The organism is Rhodanobacter sp. C03, assembly GCF_002001175.1.
Lineage (GTDB): Bacteria > Pseudomonadota > Gammaproteobacteria > Xanthomonadales > Rhodanobacteraceae > Rhodanobacter.
Genome location: NZ_MUNT01000011.1, coordinates 161358 through 187491, shown reverse-complemented (window position 1 = coordinate 187491; position 26134 = coordinate 161358). Strand labels below are relative to the sequence as shown.

The 26134-nt window shown below is 61.2% G+C and carries 23 protein-coding genes; 4 read left to right on the top strand and 19 right to left on the bottom strand.

The window, feature by feature from the left end; all coding sequences use genetic code 11:
* The first annotated feature begins 7 nt into the window (after positions 1-7).
* Positions 8-1279, top strand: coding sequence for an acyltransferase (locus tag B0E48_RS15475; RefSeq protein WP_077519044.1), 1272 nt, complete (start codon positions 8-10; stop codon positions 1277-1279).
* A 79-nt stretch (positions 1280-1358) separates the two neighbouring features.
* Here B0E48_RS15475 and B0E48_RS15470 read toward each other — a convergent pair whose 3' ends face one another.
* The 11 genes from B0E48_RS15470 to B0E48_RS18115 all read right to left on the bottom strand — a co-directional run bounded on the left by B0E48_RS15470 (position 1359) and on the right by B0E48_RS18115 (position 13269).
* Complete coding sequence (locus B0E48_RS15470; RefSeq protein ID WP_077519043.1) at positions 1359-2549, bottom strand: hypothetical protein; 1191 nt, start codon at positions 2547-2549, stop codon at positions 1359-1361.
* Positions 2549-3718 carry a glycosyltransferase family 4 protein gene (locus tag B0E48_RS15465; RefSeq protein WP_077519042.1) on the bottom strand — a complete coding sequence of 390 codons (1170 nt, stop codon included), beginning with the start codon at positions 3716-3718 and terminating at the stop codon, positions 2549-2551. The genes B0E48_RS15470 and B0E48_RS15465 overlap by 1 nt, the downstream gene beginning before the upstream one ends.
* Positions 3715-4359 carry a polysaccharide deacetylase family protein gene (locus B0E48_RS15460; protein WP_077519041.1) on the bottom strand — a complete coding sequence of 215 codons (645 nt, stop codon included), beginning with the start codon at positions 4357-4359 and terminating at the stop codon, positions 3715-3717. The genes B0E48_RS15465 and B0E48_RS15460 overlap by 4 nt, the downstream gene beginning before the upstream one ends.
* Positions 4356-5528 carry a glycosyltransferase gene (locus B0E48_RS15455; protein ID WP_077519183.1) on the bottom strand — a complete coding sequence of 391 codons (1173 nt, stop codon included), beginning with the start codon at positions 5526-5528 and terminating at the stop codon, positions 4356-4358. Before B0E48_RS15455 ends, B0E48_RS15460 begins: the two co-directional genes overlap by 4 nt.
* A gap of 10 nt (positions 5529-5538) precedes the next feature.
* Entirely contained in the window at positions 5539-6666 is a 1128-nt protein-coding gene (locus tag B0E48_RS15450) for a glycosyltransferase (protein WP_254423994.1), read from the bottom strand.
* Positions 6663-8033 (bottom strand): phenylacetate--CoA ligase family protein, encoded by a 1371-nt coding sequence (locus tag B0E48_RS15445; protein WP_077519039.1) that lies wholly within the window; start codon positions 8031-8033, stop codon positions 6663-6665. The genes B0E48_RS15450 and B0E48_RS15445 overlap by 4 nt, the downstream gene beginning before the upstream one ends.
* Positions 8033-9583: a polysaccharide biosynthesis C-terminal domain-containing protein gene (locus B0E48_RS15440; RefSeq protein ID WP_077519038.1), complete on the bottom strand. Its 1551-nt coding sequence runs from the start codon at positions 9581-9583 to the stop codon at positions 8033-8035. The genes B0E48_RS15445 and B0E48_RS15440 overlap by 1 nt, the downstream gene beginning before the upstream one ends.
* The gene (locus B0E48_RS15435; protein WP_077519037.1) at positions 9580-10878 is read right to left on the bottom strand and encodes an O-antigen ligase family protein; all 1299 of its coding nucleotides are present in this window, start codon (positions 10876-10878) and stop codon (positions 9580-9582) included. Before B0E48_RS15435 ends, B0E48_RS15440 begins: the two co-directional genes overlap by 4 nt.
* On the bottom strand, positions 10866-11357 hold the full coding sequence (locus tag B0E48_RS17620) for a hypothetical protein (protein WP_217318076.1): 492 nt from the start codon (positions 11355-11357) through the stop codon (positions 10866-10868). Before B0E48_RS17620 ends, B0E48_RS15435 begins: the two co-directional genes overlap by 13 nt.
* Positions 11351-12478, bottom strand: a complete 1128-nt coding sequence (locus B0E48_RS15430; protein ID WP_168170392.1) for a glycosyltransferase family 2 protein — start codon at positions 12476-12478, stop codon at positions 11351-11353. Before B0E48_RS15430 ends, B0E48_RS17620 begins: the two co-directional genes overlap by 7 nt.
* Before the next feature lie 488 nt (positions 12479-12966).
* Entirely contained in the window at positions 12967-13269 is a 303-nt protein-coding gene (locus B0E48_RS18115) for a hypothetical protein (protein ID WP_254423993.1), read from the bottom strand.
* On the opposite strand from B0E48_RS18115, the gene B0E48_RS15425 reads away from it, so the two are divergent.
* Entirely contained in the window at positions 13249-13725 is a 477-nt protein-coding gene (locus B0E48_RS15425; RefSeq protein ID WP_254423992.1) for a hypothetical protein, read from the top strand. The genes B0E48_RS18115 and B0E48_RS15425 overlap by 21 nt on opposite strands.
* 44 nt (positions 13726-13769) lie before the next feature.
* Here the strand turns inward: B0E48_RS15425 and B0E48_RS17820 are convergent, their stop codons facing one another.
* A complete protein-coding gene (locus B0E48_RS17820; protein ID WP_168170378.1) occupies positions 13770-14543 on the bottom strand; it encodes a hypothetical protein in 774 nt (257 codons plus the stop codon).
* Between B0E48_RS17820 and B0E48_RS15415 the strand changes: the two genes are divergently transcribed.
* Positions 14511-15803: a GNAT family N-acetyltransferase gene (locus B0E48_RS15415; RefSeq protein WP_168170377.1), complete on the top strand. Its 1293-nt coding sequence runs from the start codon at positions 14511-14513 to the stop codon at positions 15801-15803. The genes B0E48_RS17820 and B0E48_RS15415 overlap by 33 nt on opposite strands.
* On the top strand, positions 15800-16795 hold the full coding sequence (locus tag B0E48_RS15410) for a polysaccharide deacetylase family protein (protein ID WP_077519033.1): 996 nt from the start codon (positions 15800-15802) through the stop codon (positions 16793-16795). The genes B0E48_RS15415 and B0E48_RS15410 overlap by 4 nt, the downstream gene beginning before the upstream one ends.
* A gap of 46 nt (positions 16796-16841) precedes the next feature.
* Here the strand turns inward: B0E48_RS15410 and B0E48_RS15405 are convergent, their stop codons facing one another.
* The 7 genes from B0E48_RS15405 to B0E48_RS15380 form a co-directional block, all read right to left on the bottom strand.
* Entirely contained in the window at positions 16842-19553 is a 2712-nt protein-coding gene (locus tag B0E48_RS15405; protein WP_254423991.1) for a hypothetical protein, read from the bottom strand.
* 328 nt (positions 19554-19881) lie between these two features.
* On the bottom strand, positions 19882-21282 hold the full coding sequence (locus B0E48_RS15400; RefSeq protein WP_077519032.1) for a TIGR03013 family XrtA/PEP-CTERM system glycosyltransferase: 1401 nt from the start codon (positions 21280-21282) through the stop codon (positions 19882-19884).
* 455 nt (positions 21283-21737) lie between these two features.
* Positions 21738-22625, bottom strand: coding sequence for a cytochrome c oxidase subunit 3 (locus B0E48_RS15395; RefSeq protein ID WP_077519031.1), 888 nt, complete (start codon positions 22623-22625; stop codon positions 21738-21740).
* Between the two features lie 115 nt (positions 22626-22740).
* Complete coding sequence (locus B0E48_RS17815; protein WP_168170373.1) at positions 22741-22887, bottom strand: hypothetical protein; 147 nt, start codon at positions 22885-22887, stop codon at positions 22741-22743.
* A gap of 58 nt (positions 22888-22945) precedes the next feature.
* Positions 22946-24562 carry a cytochrome c oxidase subunit I gene (ctaD, locus tag B0E48_RS15390; protein ID WP_077519030.1) on the bottom strand — a complete coding sequence of 539 codons (1617 nt, stop codon included), beginning with the start codon at positions 24560-24562 and terminating at the stop codon, positions 22946-22948.
* A gap of 70 nt (positions 24563-24632) precedes the next feature.
* Positions 24633-25568: a cytochrome c oxidase subunit II gene (coxB, locus tag B0E48_RS15385; RefSeq protein ID WP_077519029.1), complete on the bottom strand. Its 936-nt coding sequence runs from the start codon at positions 25566-25568 to the stop codon at positions 24633-24635.
* Between the two features lie 20 nt (positions 25569-25588).
* Complete coding sequence (locus tag B0E48_RS15380) at positions 25589-26029, bottom strand: DUF2244 domain-containing protein (RefSeq protein WP_077519180.1); 441 nt, start codon at positions 26027-26029, stop codon at positions 25589-25591.
* Positions 26030-26134 lie beyond the last annotated feature (105 nt).

Genomic DNA, 26134 nt, shown 5'->3' with positions numbered 1-26134 from the left:
CGAGCGCATGCACTCGTGCCAGGCCGATTCGCATCAGTTTGGAGTCAATGGACTCATGAACAAACTCGATTACTCCGGCAAGATCGCCGAGTTGGAAGGTCTGCGCGGTATCGCGATACTCATGGTCTTGCTGCATCACTTCTGGCCGGGGTCTGGCGGGTTCTATCTTCACTACGCCAATCTGGCGCACTTTGGCTGGTCCGGCGTCGACCTGTTCTTCGTGATCAGCGGCTTCCTGGTCGGCGGCATCCTGCTCGACACCAGGGATGACATCGGCTTTCTGAAGAACTTCTACTCACGGCGAATATTGCGCATATTCCCGCTGTATTACGCACTGGTCATTGGACTGTTCCTGATCGTTCCCGTCACGCAAATGATCTTGCATGGCGGGGCTTATCTGAACACTGCGTTCGTGCGCGACTCGGGGAATCCGCTTTGGTACCTGACCTACATGGGCAATATGCGTGAGGCGATCACCGGCGTCGAGCCTGCCTATTTTCTCGCGCCGCTGTGGTCGATATCGATCGAGGAGCAGTTCTACCTCACCGCGCCATTGGTGGTACTGGTGCTGGGGCCGCGCCGACTTGTCTGGCTGCTGGTCGCGCTGATGGTGATCTCGCCACTGTTTCGCTATGCCATGTACGATGTTTACCCGCACAACGAGCGCATCCAGTATCTCGCAACCCTGTCCAGGCTGGACAACATCAGTGTCGGCGTGCTGCTGGCTGCGCTGGCACGCTCCGGCGCCATCAACGTGATTCCGAAACGGGCGATCGCACCGACGCTGGTGGGCATGATTCTGGTTGTCGCCGGCTTGCTCGATGCGGGACTGCTGGATCGCTATCGATTTTTCTGCCGGATCTTTGGATACAGCATCCTTGCCTTCTTCTTCTTCACCCTGGTGCTGTTCGCCATTGCCTACCGCGATCAGCGCGTGACGGCATGGCTCAGGATGCGCTGGCTGTGCCACATCGGCGGACTGTGCTACGGCCTGTATCTCCTGCAACGGCCGGCCGGCGGGTTCCTGTCGAAATTGCTGGAACTGGCACGGATCGATGGGGCGTCGTATCCCCTCCTCGTCATGCTGGGGAAAATCCTGTTCGCATTGGTCGCTGCCGAGCTCAGCTGGCACTTTTTCGAGAAGCGGATCAACGCCCTGAAGAGTAGGTTTGTCAGCAAGCATCACCCGATGGACACCGGCACCGATGCCGATATGACTGGCACGGGCGACCCTCCCTCCATCTACGACACAGCGGATGGCGCGTCTACGAATTCCTGATGAGCGCTTGAATCGGCACAAACAACCGCAGGCGAATGCACTCTTTGCCATGGGACACGCGCCGATCGCACACTCCAGCTTATGCCTCTTCGCCACACCATAAATGCGATCGATGCGGCGGCGGCGGCAGCACGAAGTCGCGGTATGCGTGCGGGTTGCCGCTCTTGCCCGCCTCGGCAGCCTTGATGATGTTGTACGTCTCGCGCGCGGTGACGTAATGCAGGACGTAATCCGTGCCGTCGTTGTAGGCGTTTTCGAGGTGGGCGTGCATGGCATGTGCGGCGGCGCCGAGCAGGGTATCCATGTCACGCTCCTGCGTGCCGTGGGTATGCACCTTGACGAACACCCATTCAGGGCGCCCCTCGACGTGGATGCCGGTGCGTACCCAGGCATCCACACGCGCCGGCGTCGGCGGACAGCCGCGGCGTACATCGGCGTTCTCGATGCGCGGGATCAGGCCGAAACGGCGTTCGCGCCAGTTCAGCCCCAGCGGGCCCTGCATGATCATCAAGTCACCGCTGGCGCTCCCGCCGACCCTGACCGGTTCGCCAGTGTTGTGCGACTTCGGGCGTAGTGGATCGTCGGTGGCGTAGTAGATCGCGTTGATCATGCGCGTCTGCGTATCGCTCGGTGCCGACGGCAGGGTGAAATCGGCGTAGCAGCCCAGCTCGCGCAGCAGGATCAGTTCGTTGTTGATGCCGCACCAGCGCCCGTCGGCGCGCGAATTATCCAGACTCCAGTTGCCGTGGATGAAACCGAAGCGCAGGTGTCCCGTTACAGGGTCGCGCGACAATGCGCCATGCCGCGCATGCAGCAGCTCGTTGAAACGGCTGATTGTCGCGTTGAAGTTTTCCGCGGTGTCGTCGTCATGGTGCAGGTGGATCTCGATCTCGCCGTAACCCTCTGCGCACAACGCGGCGATTTTTTGCAGATGCTCTTCGAGGTATTCCTCCTCGGGATAGAAGAAGCTGTGCTGTGGTGGACGTCCATCGGCGTCGCGATGGGCATCGGCGAGTACGCGGTAATCGCGGCACCAGCGATCGACGCGCTGGCGCTGGGTGGCCAGATCGACCCGCCCCCAGGCCGGCTCGAAGTGATCGACGAAGCAGAACATCACGTGCACCGGGCCCTTGGCGGGACGCGACGGTGGCCGGCGGCGCAGGTAGCTGCCGAGCCAGATCTGCATATTGCGGGCACGGATGCCCCACGCCAGCACCAGCATGCCGAGCATCAGCAGCACGATGACGACGAGCAGGATGACAATTGCCATCAGCGTGGCGCTCCTATTGGCAACAAGGTCAGAAGTTGTTCGGCGTTGTTGCGCCACTGGCGCTCGCGGATGATGTATTCACGCGCCGCCGTACCCACGCGCCGACGTTCGTCTGCTTGCGTCGCCAGGTCGAGTACGCGCTGCACGCAGGCATCGGTCTGGCGGCGTGGAAACAGCCAGCCGGTATGGCCATCACTGACGACCTCGGCGATCGGTGCGTAATCCGGGGCCACCATCGCCACTCCCATGGCCATGAACTCGAACAGTTTCATCGGCGAGCCGTACTGATTGGAATCGGGCAGCACCGCATAATCCATGCAGGCAATCCAGCTGGCGATGTCGTCATGCGCCACCCTGCCCGGCAGCAGCACGCGCTCGGCAAGGCCGCGCTCGGCGACCAGGTTGCGTATGGCCGGCAGCGTGCGGCCGTCGCCGACCAGCACCAGGGTCAGGTGGGGAACTTCGGCGATGCGCGCGGCGATCGCCTCGACGAATGCATCCATGCCATGCCAATGCGCAAACGCACCGATATGGCCACATACGACGCGACCACTGAGACCACGTTCGGCACGCAGGCGCACGGCGTCGAAACGACCCGGATCGAAGCGTGTGAGATCCGCCGCATTCGGTGAAATCACCGATGGGGCAATTGCACCGTAGGCACTTTCGGCCTGCTGCTTGAAGTAGCTTGAGATGAATACCAGGCCGGTGCAGTTGCGCAGGCACCAGGACTCCATGCGCCGCGCCAGGCTCTTCAGGCGCAGCGGACGCACCCGCTCGACCAGCGCCGAGTCGTTGATTTCGAGTACCAGCGGAATTCGAAGACGCCGTGCCAGCCAGACGGTGGCGCACAGGAACAATGAATAGCGCTCGTAGATCAACTGTGGACGCTCGCGCCGGATCGCCATGCTCATGCGCACGAGGGTCACCGGGTTGTAGGCCAGCTCCATGAATTCGAACAGCACGCCGGGCAGGCGCGTCACGATGCCGGCCAGCCGGCCAGGCCGGCCGGTACCCTTCTGCGCAACCGGCTCGCGCTCGGGATCGGCGCCTGGGAATGACAACACCGTTACTTGATGACCAAGTTCACGCAAGGCGTTGACGACGCCGCGGATATGCACGCCTTCGACATGGCGGCCGCGAGTGCGGTGATGATAGATAATCCTCATGCAGCCTCGGATGGCAGGGCAAGCAGAGAACGCCCACTGGCTCGCCACTCCGGCAACAACAGGCTCAACACCCGACCCGCGCAGGCGTTGTCATCATGCATCAGCACGATGTCGCCGGCACGCGGGGGCTGCTTGCGCAGCCGCGCGGCCATGTCCGCATCCGCTGGATGCTGATAGTCCATGCTGTTGTAGGACCAATACGCGATGTTCCGTCGCCGTCTGGCGAAATGCAGCAGCAGCGATAGGGACACGCTACCCCGCGGCGGCCGGAAGCGATGCTGCGGGCGGTGGTCGAATTGCGCCAGCAGGTGATCGGTACGATCGATCTCCTGCAGCTGTTGGCGCAGCGATATCTTGTTGAAACCGGGAGGATGGCTGTACGAATGGTTGCCGAGCGCATGCCCCGCGGCCACGATGCGCTCTACCAGCGCGGGATGCCGCTCAACCTGTTTGCCGACCAGGAAAAAGCTCGCATGTGCGTCGTGCATCGCAAGCAGATCGAGCAACCGCGGTGTGTGCTCCGGATGCGGCCCATCGTCGAAACTGAGATAGATGGCGTCGCCGTCGCGGGGACCGCGGGTCAGCACCAGCGTATTCGGCAACAGGCCCAGCAATTGCTGCTTGTTCGGCTTGAATTTCATGCTGCCCTGTCGCTCTCGGAGGAATACCCTGTGGCGACCGCCTGCAGAATGCGGTCAAGCCGTTCCACATTATCGTCCCAACGGAAACCACGCGCGTGTGCCGCGATGGCGGCACTGTCCCAGGCGCGGTCGCAGGCTTCGATCAGGGCGGCCGACAAAGCCTCACGCTGGCATGGCGGAACCAACATCCCTGCGTACTCGGGCAACACTTCCGGAATGCCACCCACCCGGCTCGCCACCACCGGGATACCGCAGGCCATCGCCTCAAGCACCACGTTTGGCACACCTTCGTTATGACTGGGCAGGCACAACAGGTCAGCCGCGCGGAACCAGTCGCCAAGTTCGGCGTGCGCGACAGCGCCGACCAGATCCACGCACCCGGCGCAACCCAGCGCGGTGGCGCGTTCGAGCAGTTCCGCCCGACAGGGTCCGACACCCACATAGACTAGCCGCGCCTGCGGGCGTACCGTCAGCAAGGCAGGAAACGCCTCCAGCAGATCGGCGCAGCCCTTGCTGCGCTTGAGGTTACCGACGTAAAGCAGCATCGGCAGCGCCGCGGGGAGCTGTAGCCGATTCCGCGCCGCAGCCTGTGCACCTGGCGCAAACCGATCGCCGTCGACGCCGTTGTAGAGGGTGTGCACCCGTGCCGCGTCCGCCCCGATCGCAACTGCCTTGTCGGCGAGCGCGCGACTCACCGCGACGACCGCGCCGGCATGACGCAGCGCCGCGCGGATCTGCGGACGGCGCAACGCGTGATTCGCCTGCACGTTGAGATCGCTGCCGTGCACCTTGACGACATACGGAATGTCGAGCAGCCGCGCCAGCCAACCTGCCGCGACGGCATCGGGATAGGCCCAGCTGGCGAGTACGCAGTCGTAGTGCGCAGCACGCAGCCGACGGCCGCGCTGAAGCAACAGCGAGACCAGCCAGCAGGCTGCGTGCAACGCGCGGCCGATGCGTGGCGGATAGACGAACACAAAATGATCCATGTGCAATCCGGCAACATCGACTTCGCCACGCACGCCGGCCAGACGCTCGCGAAAATCCACCGCGGTGAGCACATCGACGTCGTGACGCTGCCCCAGCCGCTCGAACTGCTGCCGATTGAACGCTCCGCGCAAGGGATCCCATGGCGTCGGGAACAGGTTGGTCAGCACGAGTATCTTCATGCGCACGCGCTCATCCCGACGACCCGCCATAGATCTCGGCATAGCGTTGCGCCATGGTTTCGAGTGACCCGTTGAGCTCAACCCATGCGCGTGCGGCTCGACCCAGTGAGCGCGCCCGTTGCGGGTCGCGCAGCAACGCGATGATGGCATCCGCCAATGCCTGCGGATCGCTTGGCGGTACCAGACAACCCGTGCTGCCATCGCGCACGATCTCGCCATTGCCGCCAACATCGGTAGCCACGATCGGCAACGCCATCGCGCAGGCCTCCAGCAACGCCATGGAATAGCCTTCGCTCAGCGACGACAGCGCGAACAGATCGAAACCCTGTGCCAAGGCCGTAACGTCGCTGCGATCGCCAAGAAAATGTACGTTTGCGGCAACGCCTTCCGCGACCGCACATTGCTCAAGTTCCGCACGCAACTCGCCGTCACCGATCAATACCAGCGCCGTATCCGGCAATTGCTCATGGATGATGCAGAAAGCGCGAATCAGGCAAGCCTGATCCTTGAGCCAGTTCAGCCGTCCGACACTGCCGATGATCCGGGTCTGCGCCGGCAGATTCAGCGCCTGCTGGAGCTGATCGTGCACATCGCTGGAGGCTGCGTGGAAGGCTCCCAGATGGATGCCATTCGGCACCACCTTCGCCTTGCGAGCGGGCACGATGCCACGCTGGATCGCATCGCGACGAGCCGCCTCGCATACGGCGACGACGGCTTGGGTCCGACCCAGCACGCGACGATAAAGCCACTCGCGCCGCGTGGCGCTGCCTCGGACCTGGCCCATGCCATGGCGCGTATTGATCACGTGGCCAACGCCGAGTCCAAGGCTGGCCAGTACCGCCTGGTAGTGCACGACGGCGTTATGTGTATGCAACACCTCGGTGGCATGTGCACGGATCATCCGGCGCGCGCGCGCCAGCGCACGCATATCCAGACCCGGCCGTTTGCCGCAAATGCCGACCGGAATGCCCAGCTCGGTCAATTCGTGCGCCAGCGATCCGCCTTCGAACAGGCACACTACCTGGCAGCGGTGGCCTTGCTGATGCTGCAGCTTGACCAGTTCCAGCACCACGCGCTCGAGGCCACCCCGGTTCAGGTTCTCGACGAAATGCGTGATGTTCATGGGCATGATGCTCATGCAACGGTCACCGGCGGCAATTCAGAAACGGTGACGCGCAACTTGCCGCTCGGCGTCAGCGGGATATCGTCGACGAACCGGCAGCGCAACTCGATGCTGTCGCCCAGCACCTTGGTCACTTCGCGGCGGATATACGTCAGCGAGGACTCCTCGAAACCCGCGCCGCGTACCATCGCCAGATCGAGCTGATCGAGGCGGCGCTGTACCACCTGGAAGCGTTCAAGCCCCGGCACGTCCTTCAGCATGTGCGGAAAGAACTCGCCAGGCAGCATGTGACCATCAGGTGTGCGGATCGCATCAAGCACGCGGCCATCGATCCGATTCAGCAGCGGCAGTCCCCGACCACACTCGCAACGGACGGAGGATGCCGTCGCCGTGTCGCCATTGACGTAACGCACGAACGGCATGCCGTAGTTGAACAGGTCGGTGACCACTACTTCGCCGCTCTGCGTATCTGCGGGCGCGGCTGCCGGTTTGCGCAGTTCGACGACGAGATGATCGGCATTCACATGCAAGCCGTTGCGTTTCTCGCACTCGGCGGCAATCAGCATGAACTCGCGACAGCCATAGGTGTTGTAAGCAGGGCAGCCAAACGCCTGCTCGATGATCTTGCGCTGGAACTCGTGCAGCGCCTCGGCCGCACCGATGATCGTCTGTGGCTGGTGTATCCGCCGCCCGGTCGCGATCATCCATTGCGCCAGCCGCACCAGCGGCCCGACATACGCCACGATGACTTCAGGCCGGTAAGCGTCGATCGCATCGGCAAAGCCGGCCATGTTGCCTTCGGTCATGTGGAAACTGTTCAATACGCGCCGCGCGAACGCTGCGTTGTAGAGACGATCCTTGAACTGATGCATCCGTGTCGGTTCGCCGACCGCGCCGCCCCACAGGAACAGGGTGCGCCGTCCCATGCGCGATCCAGCCCATTCATAGCCACGCCACATCACCGCGGTGCGACGATCGTTGCTCTCGCGGGTGTAGCCGAAACGCATCGGCTCACCGGTCGAGCCGCCGGTCGCCTTGTAACCAAGCTGGTTCCGCAGCGACTCGGCCTTGAGCGCATCGCCATTGGCACGGATATCCGCCTTGGTAAGCAGCGGCAGTCGGGCATAGTCATCCAGACTACGGATGTCCTGCGGAGCGATACCCAGTTCGTGCCACTGCTGTCGGTAGTACGGCACCTCCCGGTAACAGTGGTCGAGCAGAGCCTTGAGTCGCTCCCATTGCAAGGCCGCGATCTGTTCCGGCGCCAGCCACTGGTTCCGTCGATAGTCCTTGAAATAGGCGAGTGTGCGACGACGGCGCAAGCCGGTTTCGTACACCGGATAAAGCGCGCGCCTGAACAAGTTTTCGTACCAGTCCGACATCACGAACCCCTCCTCGCACGGGCTCCGAACCAGCTCAGCATCTGCCCCACCCACCGGGGTCGGCCTGAAGCAAAGCGCTGGTGCAGACCCTGCAACTGGGCAAGGTCGGCCGCGCTCCAGCAGCCGATGCACAAGGTCAACAGGAAATAGACGACTGTCAAGACCAGGCCACCAAGCAAGAGAGTGAATATCGGCGGCATCTGCAGCCGGACCACCAGCGATGCCAGCAACGACGCCAGCGCCGCCGCAAGCATGGTTCGCAGCAAGCGCATCCATGCCAGATGCACGCCGCCTGCCCGCATGCTGATGGTGAGATAGCTGGTCGAGCTGGCCAGGGTCACCAGCACGATGGCGGCGATGGCGCCGTACAGGCCGAAGTGCCGGATCAAGGTCATGTCAAGCAGGAATTTCATGATGCCAAACGAGATCGTCATGATCAGTATGGTGTGTTGCCGATCCGCGCTGACCAGCAGGCTGATCGCGCTCTGGCTGACGGTCGTCACCGCACCGGCGAACAGGCACCAGGCAAAGACCGGCGCCGCAGTGGCATACACGCCTCCGTAGAGAATGCCGATGATCGTGCCGGAAAAGGCTATGCCGAAACCAAGCACCGGCGCCGCCAGCAGCAGCAGGTAACTGGTGGCATCGACAAAGCGCTGCCCGGCAACGTCCAGGCTCTGGCTGAGCGCCTTGGCCATCATTGGCAACAACAATGCACCGAACACACCTGGCACCAGCAGCATGATGCCGGTTGCCAACTGGTAGGCCACCTTGAAATAGCCCGCGGATGTCGAAGAAGCGTACAGATTCAGGAACAGTATCTCGACATCACTCGCGACCAGAAAGCTCACGATGATCGTCAACGAAATGATCCGCAGATGACGACGCATCCGTCGTATCAATTCGTCCGTCGGGCAACCGGGACTTGGCAGTTTGCGCAGCAGGCGGCGCGCCTGGAATTGCGAGGCCAGCAGGAACAAGGCGCTGGATGCCGCATAGACCACCAAAAACCAGCTGATCGACGCATGCAGGAGGCTCGCCGCAATAACCATCGCAAGATTCACCGGCGCGGCTACCAGCGCCACTTTCGCGGTCGCATCGAATGCTTCGAAACCCTTGGCGATCGCGATATTGAACATGTAAGGCGCGCGCATGCCTACCGCGAACAGCAACAGGCAAAAATCGATGGGGCCGAGGTCTCCCGCCACACGCTTGCGGGCGACCAGGAACAGGAATGCCGCGGCGATCGCGACCAGCGCCATGTGCCATACCTGCGCTCGACGCAGACGACCCAGCAGCGGAACGATCAGGTCCTCGCGCCCAATGCCGCGCAGTTCAGCCACAAACTTGATCACGCCGTTGGCGATTCCCGAATTGGTTACCACCACGCCAACCGATGCGAACCAGATGAACAGCCCATAGATGCCGTAGTCGGTTGGACCCAGGTGTCGCGCAATCATGATGGCGGCGACCATGCCGAGAAAATATTCGGTATAGATGCCAATCGACGAGAACAAAGTGTTGCGCAGGGTGCTGTCGCGTGTGCTCATGCGCTGTGCATCAACACGGTAACGATGACGACCAGAAACACGATCGATCCCATCGCGGCCAGCATCCACCGCCAACCGCCGGAAAGCAGACTGAACCCGGAAATTTCCGGAATGCGTTCGCGGACGCGGACGAAATTGCCCACCACGACAGCAATCAGTAGATACATCACGATCATGTAGCTGCGGCTCAGGAAAAACGCTGCCGCAAACATCCCGCACAGCGACAACAACAACGTCAGCGCAATGCCGCTCTCGCGTTCCAGGTCGCCGTCAACCGCCAGCTTGGCGGCCTTCCCGGCAGGTACGATGGCCGTCTGCACGGAAGCATCAACGCGATTCCGCAATATCCGCAGGGTCATCATGAAGCTGTAGCCAACAAAAGCCAGCCACAGGACGTAACCCAGAAATCCCGTCTCGGCGAGTACCAGGACAAACGAATTGTGCGCCGTCAGATCGTTGTAGTCGGTGAAGTTGCCTGCGCCAATGCCAAGCAGGGGATGCGACAGGAACATGTGCAGCCCTTCATACCAAGCGTCGACGCGCCCGAACGCCGACTCATCGTCAACACTGATGTCCTGCGCGCGTGTTTTCATCAACATCAGCCCCATCATGCCGATGCTGCTCAACACCAGCGAAGTCGCGAATCCGCGTTTGCGCCAAAGGTAGACCGCAACAATTACCATGACCGCAAGAAAGGCTCCGCGCGAGTTGGTCAGATAGATCCCGTACAGCAGCAATGCGGCGCCGGCCAACCAGAACACCCGCCCCGGAAAGCCTCCCCGCGAACTCAGGTAGAGCGCCATCGGCCAGGTGGTCACGAAAAGCAGCCCGAGATCGTTGGGGTCATTGAAGATGCCGACGTACTGGATGCGGCTGTCTTCGGAAAGGCCCATGCCAGTCCAGCCAACGCCGTTGTTGAACTGATCCACGCCATGCAATGCCAGCACCATCGCACACAGGGCGAAGACGGCGAAGGTGATCACCACTCGCCTCTGGCTTGCGGAAACCGCCGTAGCGAGCACAAAAAAAGCAATCACTACCGGGCCGAATTTCATCAGTTGTTCTGCCGCGCCGCCAAGCCAGCCGTTGGCCATATCCGACAGCAGCATCACCAGCAGAAAAATGGGCAGAATCAGAAACTGCGGCGCCGCCAAGGCCTTGCCGGCGGAGCTGAGCCAGAGTGCGAAAGCCAGCAGCAACACCACCGGCAGCACCGGAACACCCGCCAGTCCAGGCATGTAGTCCTGCGGCCGGATGATGGTAAGCACCAGATAGAGAAGGCTCAGTATGAACATGCTGGATCTGGCCCAAGGGTGTCTGTTCGACTTGCGCCGAGATAGCTTCTCAACTCGGACAATCTCGGCGTGGCCGTGCGCCAGCACGCTCCCATCACTCGCTCGACCGGTATTCGGTACAAAGCATCACGACCCGACGCAAACTGCGGACGGCCATGGCCGATGTAACCACCTGCCGTGTGATGGCAGCCTGCAAGCATTGCCAACGCGCCACCTGACTCTATCCCCGAAAAATGCCGCTGCAGCAGCTGTATATGTTCACGAAAACCATCGCCGATGGTTTTGATCATATCCAGCTCGAAGTCAAACGCATCCCTATCGTTGACAGGCGGCACGCGATGACAAGTAAGGGTGCGCACCTGGAACATCTTCGAATATGTCCTCACCAAGACGTCCGGCAGTCTGCCGATGTAGCAAAGCTCATCCAACCGCCTGCGGACGCCGTAACCCGTGACGTTGGCTCTCTTGCTGATCACCACAGGTGCAACCTCCGGTTGCGGGCAAACGCAATGAGCGCCTGGGCAGCGAACAGATTCAGGTACCAGAATGCCACGATCAGCCGCACCGGCAACAAGCGTCCAGCCGCTGGCAACCATCGATCGAGCGCCACCACTCCCACGCCACCGACCAGTAACAGCAAGGTCAACGCACACACTGCATGGCGCGTGGCCAATGCAGCACTGCTCAGCGCGAGCGACACCATCAGCCACGGCGCCAATAGCCGCAGCAACTTGTGGCTGACGAAACGCCACCACAGCGGATTGCGCCATGGCAAAAGCAACCAAGGCGCCAACTGGATCAGCTGGTAGTTGCCGGCCAGGGTACGGATCTTGCGCCCGCGCTCCTGCGCCGGCTGCTGCGAGGGCCGGTCCCATGCCAGTGCCAATGGCTCGAACACCACGCGCTGACCGGACGCGCCGATGCGCATCGGTATCAACACATCATCGAGTACGGTGCCGGGTGGAAGCGGTCGGAACAATTCACGACGCATCGCATAGATCGCGCCGGTCACCCCGACGGTCGAGCCAGAACGGCTCTCGGCATGGCGTATCAATTTCTCATAACGCCAGTACGCATCGACGCCACCGGCGAAGTTGGTGAGCGCATCCTGCAGCCGCAGCTCACCGCTGACCGCGCCCACCGCGGGATCGGCGAGATTGGCGACCAGCTCGCGCAATGCGGCTGGATCCAGGTTCTGGCGCACGTCGGTCATCAGCAGTACTTCGCCGCTGGCAGAGGCAATGGCGTCGTTCAAGCAGGCCGCCTTGCCACGACGCTCGGCAAACTCCAGCACACGAATGCGCGAGTCGGAAAACTGCCGGCACTGCACCGCGGTATCGTCGCGGCAACCGTCACAGGCCACGATGATGTCGAGTTTCCCCTCCGGGTAGTCCAACGCGAGCAGGTTCGTCAGCTTGGTGCGGATATGCTCGGCGCCTTCGTACACAGCCAGCACCACCGTCACGGTCGGCGTCACCGCTGCCAATTTTCGCACCCGTTGCGGAAGCACCTGCGCCAGCCACCACACGCATGCCGGATAGCCGACGAACACGTGGACCAGCAACAGCGCCGACAGCCAGAACACGATGTATACCCCCATACTCACGCTGATGTCCGCCAACCCAACCCGGGCAGCCCGCGCCAGGCCACGGCCAGATGTGCCTCGCGCGGATCAGCCGGAGCCATCACCCGCGCCAATCCGACTGCTTGCCTAGCTGCTCTTTGCATCAGGTTTTCCCCCGCTGCCGGAGTGGCAGCGCATTGCGGTCGATCTTGTTGTTCGGTGTCTGCGGCAACGTACAGATTCGGGCGCGGCCGGATGCTCTTGCGGCACCACTTATCGCCATCTGACTATAGCAAGCGCACGTCTACTCAAATAATCCGAAACCTCGTGGTTGCGGCACAACGCCTTGGCCACTTGCACACTAACGTTGCGGAAAACCAGTGCGCCCCAAACCACTGCAATCCGCCCCGTAATCCACCGAGAAAAATGCGGACATCCCGTGCGGAGAAAATTACCCTGCTGGTTCGTTAATCTTCCCTTTTGAAATGCCCGTAAAAACCGAGCTCCCAGCCGCGGTACTATCCTCAAACCATTCTGTCAGAATCACCCGCGATGGCAAATGTCGGTGTAGAACCGGCGTTAACGCCGGACCAACGATACCGCAGGGGAATAGCTTGGCTCGCGAAACCGATTTCCTCGATCTGTACAAGATTCTGGGATTGAGTCCCGGCTGCGAGCTGGCCGATTTCAAACAAGCCTATCGCCGCCGTGTAGCCATACTGCACCCTGACCGCCGGGCCAGCGAACACACCGACACGGTTGCCGCCGAGCGACTGCAGCAGCTGACCGCACTGTATGGTGCAGCCATGGAATTCGAGCGTCAGCATGGGCGCCTTCCCGGCGCCCTGCCGGTACGGGCACCCCAGACTGAAACCAGTTCACCTGCGCAACCCCATCCCTCGATTGCCGAGCCAGCGCAACGACGCTCACGATGGCTGCTGATATCCGCAGCCATCATCTGCATCGTCTGGCTGCTATGGAGTTTCGGGTGGCTGCGTGGCACTGACGAGCCCGAGACCATGGCAACGACGTCATCGACCGATGCAGCGGACGCTGGCTCTCCGAGCCAACGCGAGCCGACCGCGCCGTCCGCGCTCAAACTCGGCATGGACACCGCCACCGTGCGTGCCATCGAGGGCGATCCCGAGCTGCAGGGCGGGGATAGTTGGGAATACGGCCCTTCATGGGTCCGTTTCGAGAACGGCAGGGTGTCAGACTGGTATAGCTCACCGCTACGTCCGCTGAAGACGGCGACCGCGCATCCAGCGCCCGCGCGCGACTGATATGGCAGCCGAAACCTGCCGACCATGCATGGCATCGCGATATTTTACGGAGCCGCGCCAGCGATGGAGCACCTCGCCCGCACCTCGCCCGATCGGATGGCCTGTTCCTGCGTTGGCCCGTGACGCAACCGCGCCAACAACCCGTTGAGACCATGGAATTCAGCTAATCTCTGCACGCCTTTCTGAGATTCCCGGGCAGAACGCATGTCAAACGAAGCTGCGATGATCGGAACCAGGATATGTGCCTGCACCCTGGCGACCACCCCGTTTCCACTGACATGCATATGGTCCGCCTCGCGAGGTCCTGCAAATGCTCCGCATGACCGGACAACGGCTTTCTTATGAGCGGCACTCACGTCGCGCGCCTCCTTCGAGGCATTCGGTGGCGAATCGCTCGCCGGACTCTCGTCACCATCCTGCTTGCGTCGTGCAATGGCTCTGACCTGATTTCTCCCGATCAACTCACCCTTGTCCGGATAACAGAGACGAGTGCCGCCGCCGATCGTGAATTGGCCGAAAACGCCATGCATGCCGGAAATGAGCCACATGGACTTGTCGGGCCACGGTTGACTCACGGTGACGAATTTTTCGGCTGGCTGGCCGGAAGCGAGATCGTCAGCTTTGGCTGGGCCACCTACCGGGGTAGAAAGATAGGACCATGTCGGATTCCCGAAGCTCCAGGACGAGTGTTTCTTTTTAATTTCCATACCTTGGAAAAGTATCGAGGACGGGGACTTTACCCGGCGTTGCTTCTCGCCATGCGACACATCCTCGGCCGTGAGGAAATGGCCGAGTTCCTGATTGATGTCAGCACCCACAATACGGCTTCGGTTAAAGGGGTCGAAAAAGCTGGATTCCTGCCGGTGGCTCAAATTGCTTACCTCGTCATTTTCAACCGCTTTCGCTACCTGCTCAGACGGTCGGGATGGGATGCGACAAGTCTTTCACCTGACGGACAGGTAACCACCAGGGTGATTCGGGACGAAGCCGGCTGGGATGCCATTCGTCATGATTGGGATACTCTGTACGCAGCCAGCCCCACCGCCTCGACCCCACTCGACTTTGCCTGGTTGCGGAGCTGGTGGCAGGTATACAAATCTGCGCTCCGAGCCGGTGAGCTGCGGATCGTGACCGTTTGGCGTGCGCAGCAGCTTATCGGTGCCATCCCTTTATATATTCACCGTGGAAGAGGCGGTCTTCTGGGCGTTCGCTACCTCGAATTCATTTCGACAGGGGAAGCAGAGTTCGAAGAAACCTGTCCGGATTACCTCAATATCCTTTATCTGCCAAGCGAGGAGGTCATTTGCGTTGATGCCGTGTGGCAAGAGATCGGGCGCATGGACTGGGACCGCCTGGAATTCCTTGACCTCCCGGAAAACACGCCGCTGCTGCGAATGCAGAGTCTTCCGCACGATGCCCAGCGATTCTCGCGTGGAGCATGCCTGGTCGCAGATCTCACAGGCGGCTTCGAGGCCTATCTCGATCGGCTTTCCTCAAACAGTCGGCAACACGTCCGCCGCCTGATGCGGGAGGGAAAGCGCGCCGGTGTGCAGTTCGAGGTAATCAACGTGGACCAACTCGCTGGCGCGTTCGACGACTTGGTCAGATTGCACCAGGAAAGGTGGACTGCCGATGGAAAGCCGGGAGTATTTGGGGCGCCACGGTTCGTCGAATTCCACCACGGCCTGACCTCACAATGGCTGCCGACTGGGCGCGTGATACTGGCTCGGCTGTCGCTTGCGTCAGAACCGGTCGTGGTTCTGTATGGATTTGTCACGGGGCAGACGTTCGACTTCTATCAATCGGGCATGCGCCTAGAGGTCGCCAGTCCCCTGCGCAGCCCCGGTAACCTGGCCCATCTTCTGCTCATGAAAGCACTCATCGATAATGGCGTAACTGCCTATGATTTCCTGCGGGGATCGGCCTCATACAAAGAGCGGCTGGCGACGAGAGCGAACCCGCTGACAGAGATTCGAATATCGCGACCGACTGTGCGGATGGCCGTCCACATCTGCGTTCGATTCGCCGCGTGCATCATCCGCAAAGGGTTGCACTTCGTGCGGCGGAGCACGCCGTGAAGAAGGCCTTCGCAACTCGCCTCCTGTCTCAAAGCGGGCTTCGCTCTCTGCTTGGCTGGGCGTCACCATGGTCAGGGGTGCTCGCCCTCAACTACCACCGCATAGGTGATGGCAGCGCCTCCAAGTTCGACAGGGGCCTCTGGAGTGCGGACGCCGAAACCTTTACCGACCAGCTCCGGTTCTGCAAGTCGCACCTCGAAATGATCTCGCCTGATGACTTGCCGCGCGTCCTGGCTTCGGGGCGTGGCCGGTACGGCATGATCACTTTCGATGATGGGTATCGGGACAATTACGAGGTGGCATTTCCGATCCTCAAGTCGGAAGGTGTTCCGGCCACGTTTTTCGTCACCACCGGGTTCATCGACACTCCGCGTTTACCGTGGTGGGACGAGATCGCGTGGATGGTCCGAACAAGTCCGCGAGACGCCATCGAACTGCCCGACTGGCTCCCTGGCTCGGTTTTGTTTGACAGTTTGGATCGGGAAAATGCCGTTCGGACACTTTTGCGCGCTTACAAAGCGATGCCTGCCGATGCCAACCAGGCGTACCTGGATGCGATCGCGCGAGCTACTGGGTCAGGTCGGTGCGGGATGGAGGTCAGTGAGAGCCTCTGGATGAACTGGAACATGCTCCGGGAGATGCATGGGGCCGGAATGACCATCGGCGGGCATACCATCACCCATCCCGTACTCGCCAGAACGACTCGCGAGCGGCAGCGTGAAGAGATCATGGGTTGCGGTAACCGTCTGGCCGAGGAGCTCGGTGCACCCATGCGGTATTTCAGCTATCCGGTGGGTGGCTTGGAGGCATTCAATGCCGTCACACGGGATACATTGCGCGAAGCCGGAGTCCGTTATGCGTTCAGCTACTACGGCGGTTTCCGACGTCCCACTGCCTGGGATGACTACGATGTCCGACGTGTACCGGTTGAAACGTATCTGACTGCCGATTGGTTCCGCTCCATCATTTCCCTACCCGGCTTCTTTGCCTGACGGTGCTCGCCGCAAGACACCGCTGCCGTCGAGAGCAAGTGAATGCTTACGACCCAGTGCGAAGCCGCGGATGCGGATACGCCGACACTGGCAGCGAGCTGATCGGCAAGGTCGAAATGGCGACAGGTGGTTTTTGTATTGCTCCGGATGCGCTTAGATAAAAATCGAGTACCCCGGCACCGCTGCTCATGACGCTCCCACCAGGATTCACGCTGACGTTTTGCAAGTTGCCGCTGGTGGTCGCAGTAACCGTGTAGCCGGCGTTCGGCGCCAACTCCGTGATGATGTGATGTGCACCGACATCAGCCACGCTGTAGCCGATGCTGCCGGTGATCCGGGTGCCGGCGGCACCAGCGTTGCTGATCACCACACTATTGACGTCACTGGCTGGGAGTTGCACGCCCACGATGGCGCCTTGAATGACGGTGACGGGGCTGGCAGCCGCGACCATCGACGCTGATGCCGACAGATCGAACACAGTCAGCCATCGCTGGCTGATATTCGAGTTTGATGCGCGCACCTGAACCTGCCATACCTTGACTGGTTTGGCATCCGGATACAGTGCCACCGTCGTCGTCGTTGCCTTCACCGGCAGTACCGTGGTCATGGCACCGGCGTATCGACCGTTATAGGTGACGTCAAGGCGACTTCCACCGGATGCCGTCGTGCCGGCGACTGGGTTGGCCGGGAAATGCCATGCCAGATATTGGTCGTAGCTCGCGCTGCCATCCATCGTGCGGTCGTAGACCACGAAGCGGTTCGGGCGCAGATAGACAATCTGGCGCGCCCAACCCGCCACCGCTACACCAGCGGTGAACTTGCGATACATGTCTTCCAGATGCTTCGCCAGCACATAGACATAGTCGGAACCATCCTCGTACGACGACACTTGCGTACGCACCTGCTTGGTCTCGGTGGTGTACGCCGCTTGGCCGAACGGCTCGACCAGGGAGCTGCCACTCATGTGGCGCACGTAATAGACGTTGTAGAGCTCGCGGTTGCCGAGAAAGATATTGCTTGCGCTGAAATTGCCATAGTTGTCGCCGTAAACATCGTTCTCCCCGGCCGTGCCGTTGGGATTTTGTACAGCCCAACCACCGGCATTGAGCAGCAACGGCGTGCCACCCTGGACCAGCGCAAGACTACCCTGATCGAAGTACTCCTCGCCCTGGGCGGGATTGTTGACATAGGGACCCGCCCGGAACGACATCCAGCTTGCACGGGTTCCCCAACTGGAACGCGCCGCTACCGCATTCATTCCAGGGGCAAGATACGAGAGCGGCAACGTGCTCAACGCTGTCGTCGCAGCGTCAGGATCCACTTCCAGGAAAACCAGCCAGGGATCAGCAGCGCCGTAGTTGGAAGTTGCTGCATTGACCGCGGCAAGATACTGGTTGAATACGCTGGCCTTGGGAGAGTTCCAATAAATCAGCTCGCCGAGTATCTGCTGGAACACGCCCACATTGGTTGTTCCCGGGGGCTGTGGCGTTGAATTCGAATGATTGGTGTCGCGATCATCGAAATAGGCCAGCGATGGCCACGTGAAGTGCATGGCATAGTCGGCACTGTCGAGCGGGAAGCTATAGGCCGCGGCGGCATGAACCAGATCCTTCCTGGTGGCGGTCCTGACTTCGCGCGCAGGCAGACTCATGTTGAAGATGGCCAGCGGAGCGTAATTGCCGTAACCCTCGGGCCAGCCACCGCCGCGCAGATGCCGGGCGTAATACGGTTGCACACGCGTGCCGAACTGGATATTCAGCCAGTCGTTCCATTCCGCAGGCGCGCTCGGATTTTCGTCATAAGTGGCCAACGCGATCACAGCCTTGGCATGGAAATAACCAGCGAAATAGTTGCTTTGCGGATTCACGAACTCGAAGTTCGCGCAAGCGGACGAACTCGGATTCTCCCAAGCCGTCAGCCATGCATTCGCGGTCGTGAAAATCCGTGTGCGTTGGGCCGGGGTCAATAGCTCGTACACCCAGTCGTAGCCAAGTCCGAAGCCGACGCCGTAAAAACGTATGACATATCCATTGTCGGTACACGGATCCTCACCCTGATTACCGCTCGCAGTCGTGAACGGGCGGGACATCTTCAGCAGGATATCCACGGCCTTGGCACCATAGCGTGCTGCCGCGGTCGGATTGCTTGACTTGAGCATCTGGTAACACAGCCCTTCCTCCAGCAGCGCAGGCAGGTAACTGCTGCCTTGATAGCCCTGCCCCAGATCGGGAAGATTGGGATAGGTGGCCCCCGTGGGGTAATTGACCGTGCCGCCGATATAGGAATCGCAGGTGGCCTTCAACGCCCGCCATTGCACCGTATGGGCGGCCGCGCGCCGACGCAGCGTGGCCAGGGTCGTGGGGTCAAGGAGCAGGCGTGGGTGTGCCGCCAATTGCACTGCAGCGGCTGCGGTCATGGGTGGGGCATTCACCGCATTGGCAGTGACGCCCATGCCCGAATTCGAGTGCCATGCCGGCTGTGCGGCAGGCGTATGGCTGACCATGCCGATCGGCAACGCGGTCACGTCGGCGGTCGCGCTTGATGCCAACACCAGTCGTCCATCTGATGTGTCGGCCACGCGCGTGGCCGACATGGTCAGTGCAGCCATAGTCAAATCGCGATAGGAGTCTGGTGTTGTGAGCGCTTGCGGCGTCACGACCAGTGCCGGGGCGATGGGTGACGACGCCGTCGCGGCACCTTGTGGCGCGCTGTCATGGGCCAGCAACGACACCGTGGTCAGCAACAGCGCGAGAGCCATGCCCCAGGCGATGCGAACGCGTCGTCCGGATGGTGATGCCTCGCTGATCTGAGTTCTCGCTGCATGCGGTGCAGGCCGTTGGTTGGTCCCGGAACCGTTCGCTGCTGGATGCCCCATCCGGCCACGCTGATCGTTATCGAAGCGGGACATGGGGATTCCACATAATCGGATGAACCCTGGGTGGCCGATCGCCGTCGTTCCCGACGCATGAAAACTGTCGGCGTGAACTTCTGCAGCCTAGCACTTGAGGGGCAAGGTGCCCGTACAACTTGCGGCGTATGCAGTGCTCATCACCGGACTTCACCCCCTACCCGTTCCGTCGTGTTGCCTAACGAGCGCCACGCCCGAACAACACGACTTCCACCGTCTGGAGCAGGATCAACAGGTCAAACAGCAGGTTGTGGTTCTTGACGTAATACAAGTCGTACTTCAGCTTCTCAACCGCATCCGCTTCGGACGCGCCGTACGGGTAACGCAATTGCGCCCAGCCGGCGAGGCCCGGCTTCAGGCAGTGACGCAGATTGTAATAACGAATGTTCTGGGTCAGATCGGCGACAAATTGCGGGCGCTCCGGGCGCGGGCCAATGAAGCTCATTTCGCCCTTGAGCACGTTCCACAGTTGCGGCAATTCATCGAGCCGCACCTTGCGGATGATGCGGCCGACGCGGGTGACCCGGTCGTCGTTCTTGCTGGCCCAACGCGCCACCCCATCCATTTCGGCATCGGTACGCATGCTGCGGAACTTGATCAGATCGAAGGTCTTGCCGCGTACGCCGACCCGCTCCTGACGGTAGAGAATCGGTTGGCCAGCGCCTGATTCGAGGCGGATCGCGAGCACCACCAGCAGCATCAGCGGCCAGGTCAGCAGCAGCACCAGCGCCGCGATGCCCAGATCGAAACAGCGTTTGCTCAGCCGACGAAACGGGGTGGAATCGAAACCTCCCGAGAAAACCAGCCAGGACGGATCCGTCAGGGACAGTTGCACGCGACCGGATTCGCGTTCAAAAAACGTGGTCAGATCGGTGACATCGATGCCGAGCTGCCGGCATTCGAGCAACTCCTCCATCGGCAGGCCGCCACGGCGATCATCGACACCCACCACGATCTCGTCGATCTCCTCGCGCAGCACCCAGACTGCCAGCGGCACATCGAGGCTGAGCAAGTGCTCAGCCGGGATCGCCAGCGCCTCACCCGCCCGCGGCAGAAAACCCACCACGCTGAAGCCGCGCCGATCGGACTGCCGGCGCATGCGACTGTGGATCTCATCCGCGCGCCGGCCAGCGCCGAGTATCACCACGCGCCGCTGCAGCACCCTGGCGTCCAGCAGGTGCAGGAACAGTACGCGGAATCCGGTAACGGCCGCAAAGCCCAGCACCAGGGCGATAGCCAGCACACCACGACCCACGCGAGCCTGCGGTACGACGTAATACATCACGAACAGGCCAAATCCACCCAGCACGAACCCCACTACTTGACGCGCCAATTGGCCGAACCAGCTGGTGCGCACATGCGACTGATACTGGCCAAGCGCTACTAGGCCCAGCAGGATGACCACCGCGAACGCCAATGAGCGTTCCTGCAGGTGGTGGGCATACAGGACTTGTTCGTCCGGTTGATTGAAATAGCGCAGGTAGGTTGCCAGCGTCAGTGAAACGCCCAGCAGCAACAACTCGCCCAGACCCAGCAGCAGAAGCCAGCGCATGGTCTGGCGGTGCAGAAAACGAAACATGTCCTTCCCCCCAGTTCCAATTGCAGGTGTATACGTCATGCAAGAACTGCGCCTTGGCCAGCTCAAATCATGATGTTTATGTGCCTGAGCCGGAAATCCCTATATCAAACACATGAATTTCACAAGGTCACGGAGTCACAATTTTACGCCTCGACGAAGCTAGAAGCTTCCCCCGAGATCAGGGGTAGAGAACATAACCGAAAAGCCGAACACTGCCGACTATCTATCCGTCATAGGCCAAGAGCCTCATCCAGCGCATGAAGCCGGATCACTCCAGGGCTCACAGCTTTCAGCCTCAGGCAGCGTGCAAATCGCCGCCGCCAGAGCGTAGGTTGAACCCGACTCGACGCCTGAGCCGCCATATTCGCCTCGACTCATGACAGTTACCGGCACACCCAAAGCAAATAGCCCGCTGGATGGCGGGCTATTTGCTTGATGGGTCAGCTTGTGTCGGCTTAGAGGATGTAGACGAACATGAACAAGCCGAGCCAGACCACGTCGACGAAGTGCCAGTACCACGCCACCGCTTCGAAACCGAAGTGATGATCCTTGTTGAAATGGCCCTTCAACACGCGGAACCAGATCACCGCCAGCATGATCGTGCCCAGGGTCACGTGCAGGCCGTGGAAGCCGGTCAGCATGAAGAAGGTCGAACCGTAGACGCCGCTGTGCAGGGTCAGGTTCAGTTCCTTGTAGGCCTCGATGTACTCATGCGCCTGGAAGTTCAGGAACAGGGCGCCCAGCAGCACGGTGAGGCCGAGGAATAACAGGATCTTGCCACGATGCCCTGCGCGCAAGGCGTGATGCGCGATTGTCACGGTGACACTGGAGCTGAGCAGGATCAGCGTGTTGAGCAGCGGCAGACCCCACGCCGGCACGGTCGAGAACGCGCCACCGGCATGCTCCGGGCCATTGCCGCCATTGGCGCCCCATGAGGCCGCGTAATCGCTCCACAGGAACTGATGGGTCAGCGTGCCGTGGCCTTCGCCACCCAGCCACGGTACCGAGAACATGCGGATGTAGAACAGCGCGCCGAAGAACGCGCCGAAGAACATCACCTCGGAGAAGATGAACCACATCATGCCCATGCGGAACGAGGTGTCCACCTGGTGGTTGTAGTCGCCCGCCAGCGACTCGTTGATCACCGAGCGGAACCAGCCAAAGAACATGCCCAGCACGCCGATCACGCCGACAGTCAGCACGGTCTTGCCGAAACCGGCGTCCCCGGGCTCCGCGTTCAGCCAGTGTGCGGCACCGAACACGGTGGTGAACATGACCACTGCGGCCACGAACGGCCAGTAGCTCTTGGCCGGAACAAAGTAAGCGTCGTGCTGCTGACCCATGGTGAGACCCCGTGGATTTCTCTTGATGACTTAACCCCGTCAGGCCGACCGGGGAACTGCATGCCGGTCGTCAAACCCGACCGGTTGAAGAAAACGTGTCGCGACTGCGGTACTGCTATTTCATCAGCACGATCTGCACAAACGACACCAGGAAGAACGCCGCCACGATCACCACCAGAATCGTCACGGTACGCCGCACACCCTTGCGGCGGTCCGCATCGGACGGATCAAGCACGGGCTGCTGCATCTTCGGTTGCGTCATGTGGATCGGCTTCTCTGGACGCCCGGCCGCTTTCCGGCACGGACCCCCTGATGGTTGTTCAATCGTTGACGTGGCCGTGCGCCAGCTCGTCGTCGTGGATCACCGGCGGCACCTCGAAGGTGTGATGTGGCGCCGGCGACGGCACCGTCCACTCCAGACCCTTGGCACCTTCCCACACGCGATCAGTGGCCTTCTTCTTCGAGAACCACACGCCATGGATCAGCACGCCGAGGAAGATCAGCTGCGAAGCGCCGAACAGGAAGCCGCCGATCGAGCTGATCATGTTGAAGTTGGCGAACGCCACGTTGTAATCCGGGATGCGGCGCGGCATGCCCGCCAGACCCAGGAAGTGCTGCGGGAAGAACAGCACGTTGACCCAGATCACCGAGTTCCAGAAGTGCATCTTGCCCCAGAACTCGCTGTACATCCGGCCGCTCCACTTCGGCAGCCAGTAATAGGTGGCAGCGATGATCGCGAACAGTGCACCGGTCACCAGTACGTAATGGAAATGCGCCACCACGAAGTAGGTGTCGTGGTACTGGAAGTCGGCCGGCACCAGCGCCAGCATCAGGCCGGAGAAACCGCCGATGGTGAACAGGATGACGAACGCGATCGCGAACAGCATCGGCGTCTCGAACGTCATCGAGCCGCCCCACATGGTACTGACCCAGTTGAACACCTTCACGCCGGTCGGCACCGCGATCAGCATCGTCGCGTACATGAAGAAGATCTCGGCGCCCATGGGCAGGCCGACCGCGAACATGTGATGCGCCCACACGATGAACGAGAGGAAGGCGATCGAGGCAATCGCGAACACCATCGCCTTGTAGCCGAAGATCGGCTTGCGCGCGAAGGTCGGGATGATCTCCGAGATGATCCCGAACGCCGGCAGGATCATGATGTACACCTCGGGATGCCCGAAGAACCAGAAGATATGCTGGTACAGCACCGGGTCACCACCGCCGCCCGGGTTGAAGAAGTTGGTACCGAAGTACTTGTCGGTGAGCAGCATCGTCACCGCACCGGCCAGCACCGGCATCACCGCGATCAGCAGGAACGCCGTGATCAGCCAGCTCCACACGAACACCGGCATCTTCAGCAGTTCCATGCCGGGCGCGCGCATGTTGAGGATGGTCGCGATGATGTTGATCGCGCCCATGATCGAGCTGATGCCCATCAGGTGGATCGCAAATACCACGTAGGCCAGCGAGTCGCTCTGCAGCGACAGCGGCGGATACATCGTCCAGCCGCCGGCCGGGCCACCGCCCGCCATGAACAGGGTGGACAGCATCAGGGTGAAGGCGAACGGCAGGATCCAGAACGACAGGTTGTTCATGCGCGGCAACGCCATGTCCGGCGCGCCAACCATCAACGGGATCATCCAGTTACCGAGGCCGACGAAGGCCGGCATGATCGCGCCGAAGATCATCACCAGCGCATGCATCGTGGTCAGCTGGTTGAAGAAATACGGCTGCATCAGCTGCAGGCCCGGCTTGAACAGTTCGGCACGAATCAGCATCGCGAAGCTGCCGCCGATGAAGAACATCACCAGCGCGAAGACCAAGTACAGCGTGCCGATGTCCTTGTGGTTGGTCGACATGCACCAACGCTGGAAGAAACTCTTCGGCGCGCCGTGGTGATCATCGTGCTGATCATGGGTGGCTGCGTGTGACATGGCCTTGCACCTCTAACCTGAAAATATTGAATGCGACTGCAATGAGACTGCGAGTTGCTGGGAATCAGCCTTACTTGGCCGTGGCAGGTGCCGCAGCGGTCTCGGCCGCCGCCGGGGCAGCAGCCGTCGATGCTGCTGCCGGAGCCGCGGCAGGTGCGGCTGATTGCGCCTCCTGCTCCGCCAGCCAAGTGGCGAAATCCGCCTTTGACTTGGCCACCACCACGATCGGCATGAAGCCGTGATCCTGACCACACAGCTCGGCACACTGGCCGCGATACGTACCCGGCACCGTGATGTTGGTCCAGGCCGCATTGATGATTCCGGGGATCGCATCGAGCTTCCAGCCCAGCGCCGGCACCCACCAGGAATGGATCACGTCGGCACCGGTGATCACGAAGCGGATCTTGGTGTCGACCGGCACCACCAGCGGCTTGTCGACGTTCAGCAGGTAGGTGTTCTCGTCGCCGACCTTGACCGCGTACGGATCCATGCCCGAGTCGAGCTGACGGGTCTGGTCACTCTGCGTATCGAGCTTGGACATGAAGCCGACCTTGCTGATCGGCTTGCCGAGGTAATCGACGTAGTCGTAGCGCCACTTCCATTGGTAGCCGGTGACCTTGACCGTCATCTGCGAACCGGTGGTATCGGACCACGAGGTGATTCCGCCGGTCGCCAGATAGGCCAACACGATCAGGATGATCACCGGGATCGTGGTCCACACGACTTCCAGCATGGTGTTGTGCGACCACTTCTCGGCCACCGCGCCGCGCGACTTGCGGAAGCGGAACATGGCAATGAACATCGCACCGAACACCAGGATGCCGATCACCACGCATACGCCGAGCGAGATGTTGTTCAGGTCATAGGGCACCTGTGACCAGGTACTCGCGCCGCGCTCCATGTTCAGCTGGTACGGACTCGGATCGGCCTGAGCCACGCCGCCGAACAGCGCAAGGGCAAGCGTCGCCCATGCCGTGAATGATCGCCTGATGCCGCCAGATGTCATGTCTTGCACCTTTGTTGAACCTATTTGCGCAACGGGCCGTTGAGATCAGCCAGCAACACCACGAGTTTCTTCGACAGCTCGACGCGTTCCTGTTCCGCCAGAAAAGCGCCGATTTCCATTTTGCGCCCGTGCGATGACAGCAGCAGGCGCTGGCGCCCATTGCCCGGCTCCAGCAGCACGCGCACCCAGTACGACTGGAAACGCACACTGCGGCGACCTGGCAGGGATTGCACCTCCAGCGACGAAGCGTCGAGGGTGATGCGCTCACTGCGGTCGCCGGCCCGCCAGGCCACGCTCAAGGCGACAGCCACGGCGGCGGATTCAACCAGGGCAAACAGCGGAGCAAATACATTCCCCTGCCACGCACCCAGTCCTGCCGTTATCAGCGCCAGCGCTACCAGAACCACGATCAATCGACGCAACCCTCGTCGGCTGAGCGTGCGATTGGGCTTGAGCCACATCGTCACGCACGGCAGGCCGGCGGCAGCTGGTCGAAGCACGATCATGGAGATCCGGCGTGCCTGGAACAGCGGAATGATAGGCCGCGGCGAGTCAGCGGGCAAGAA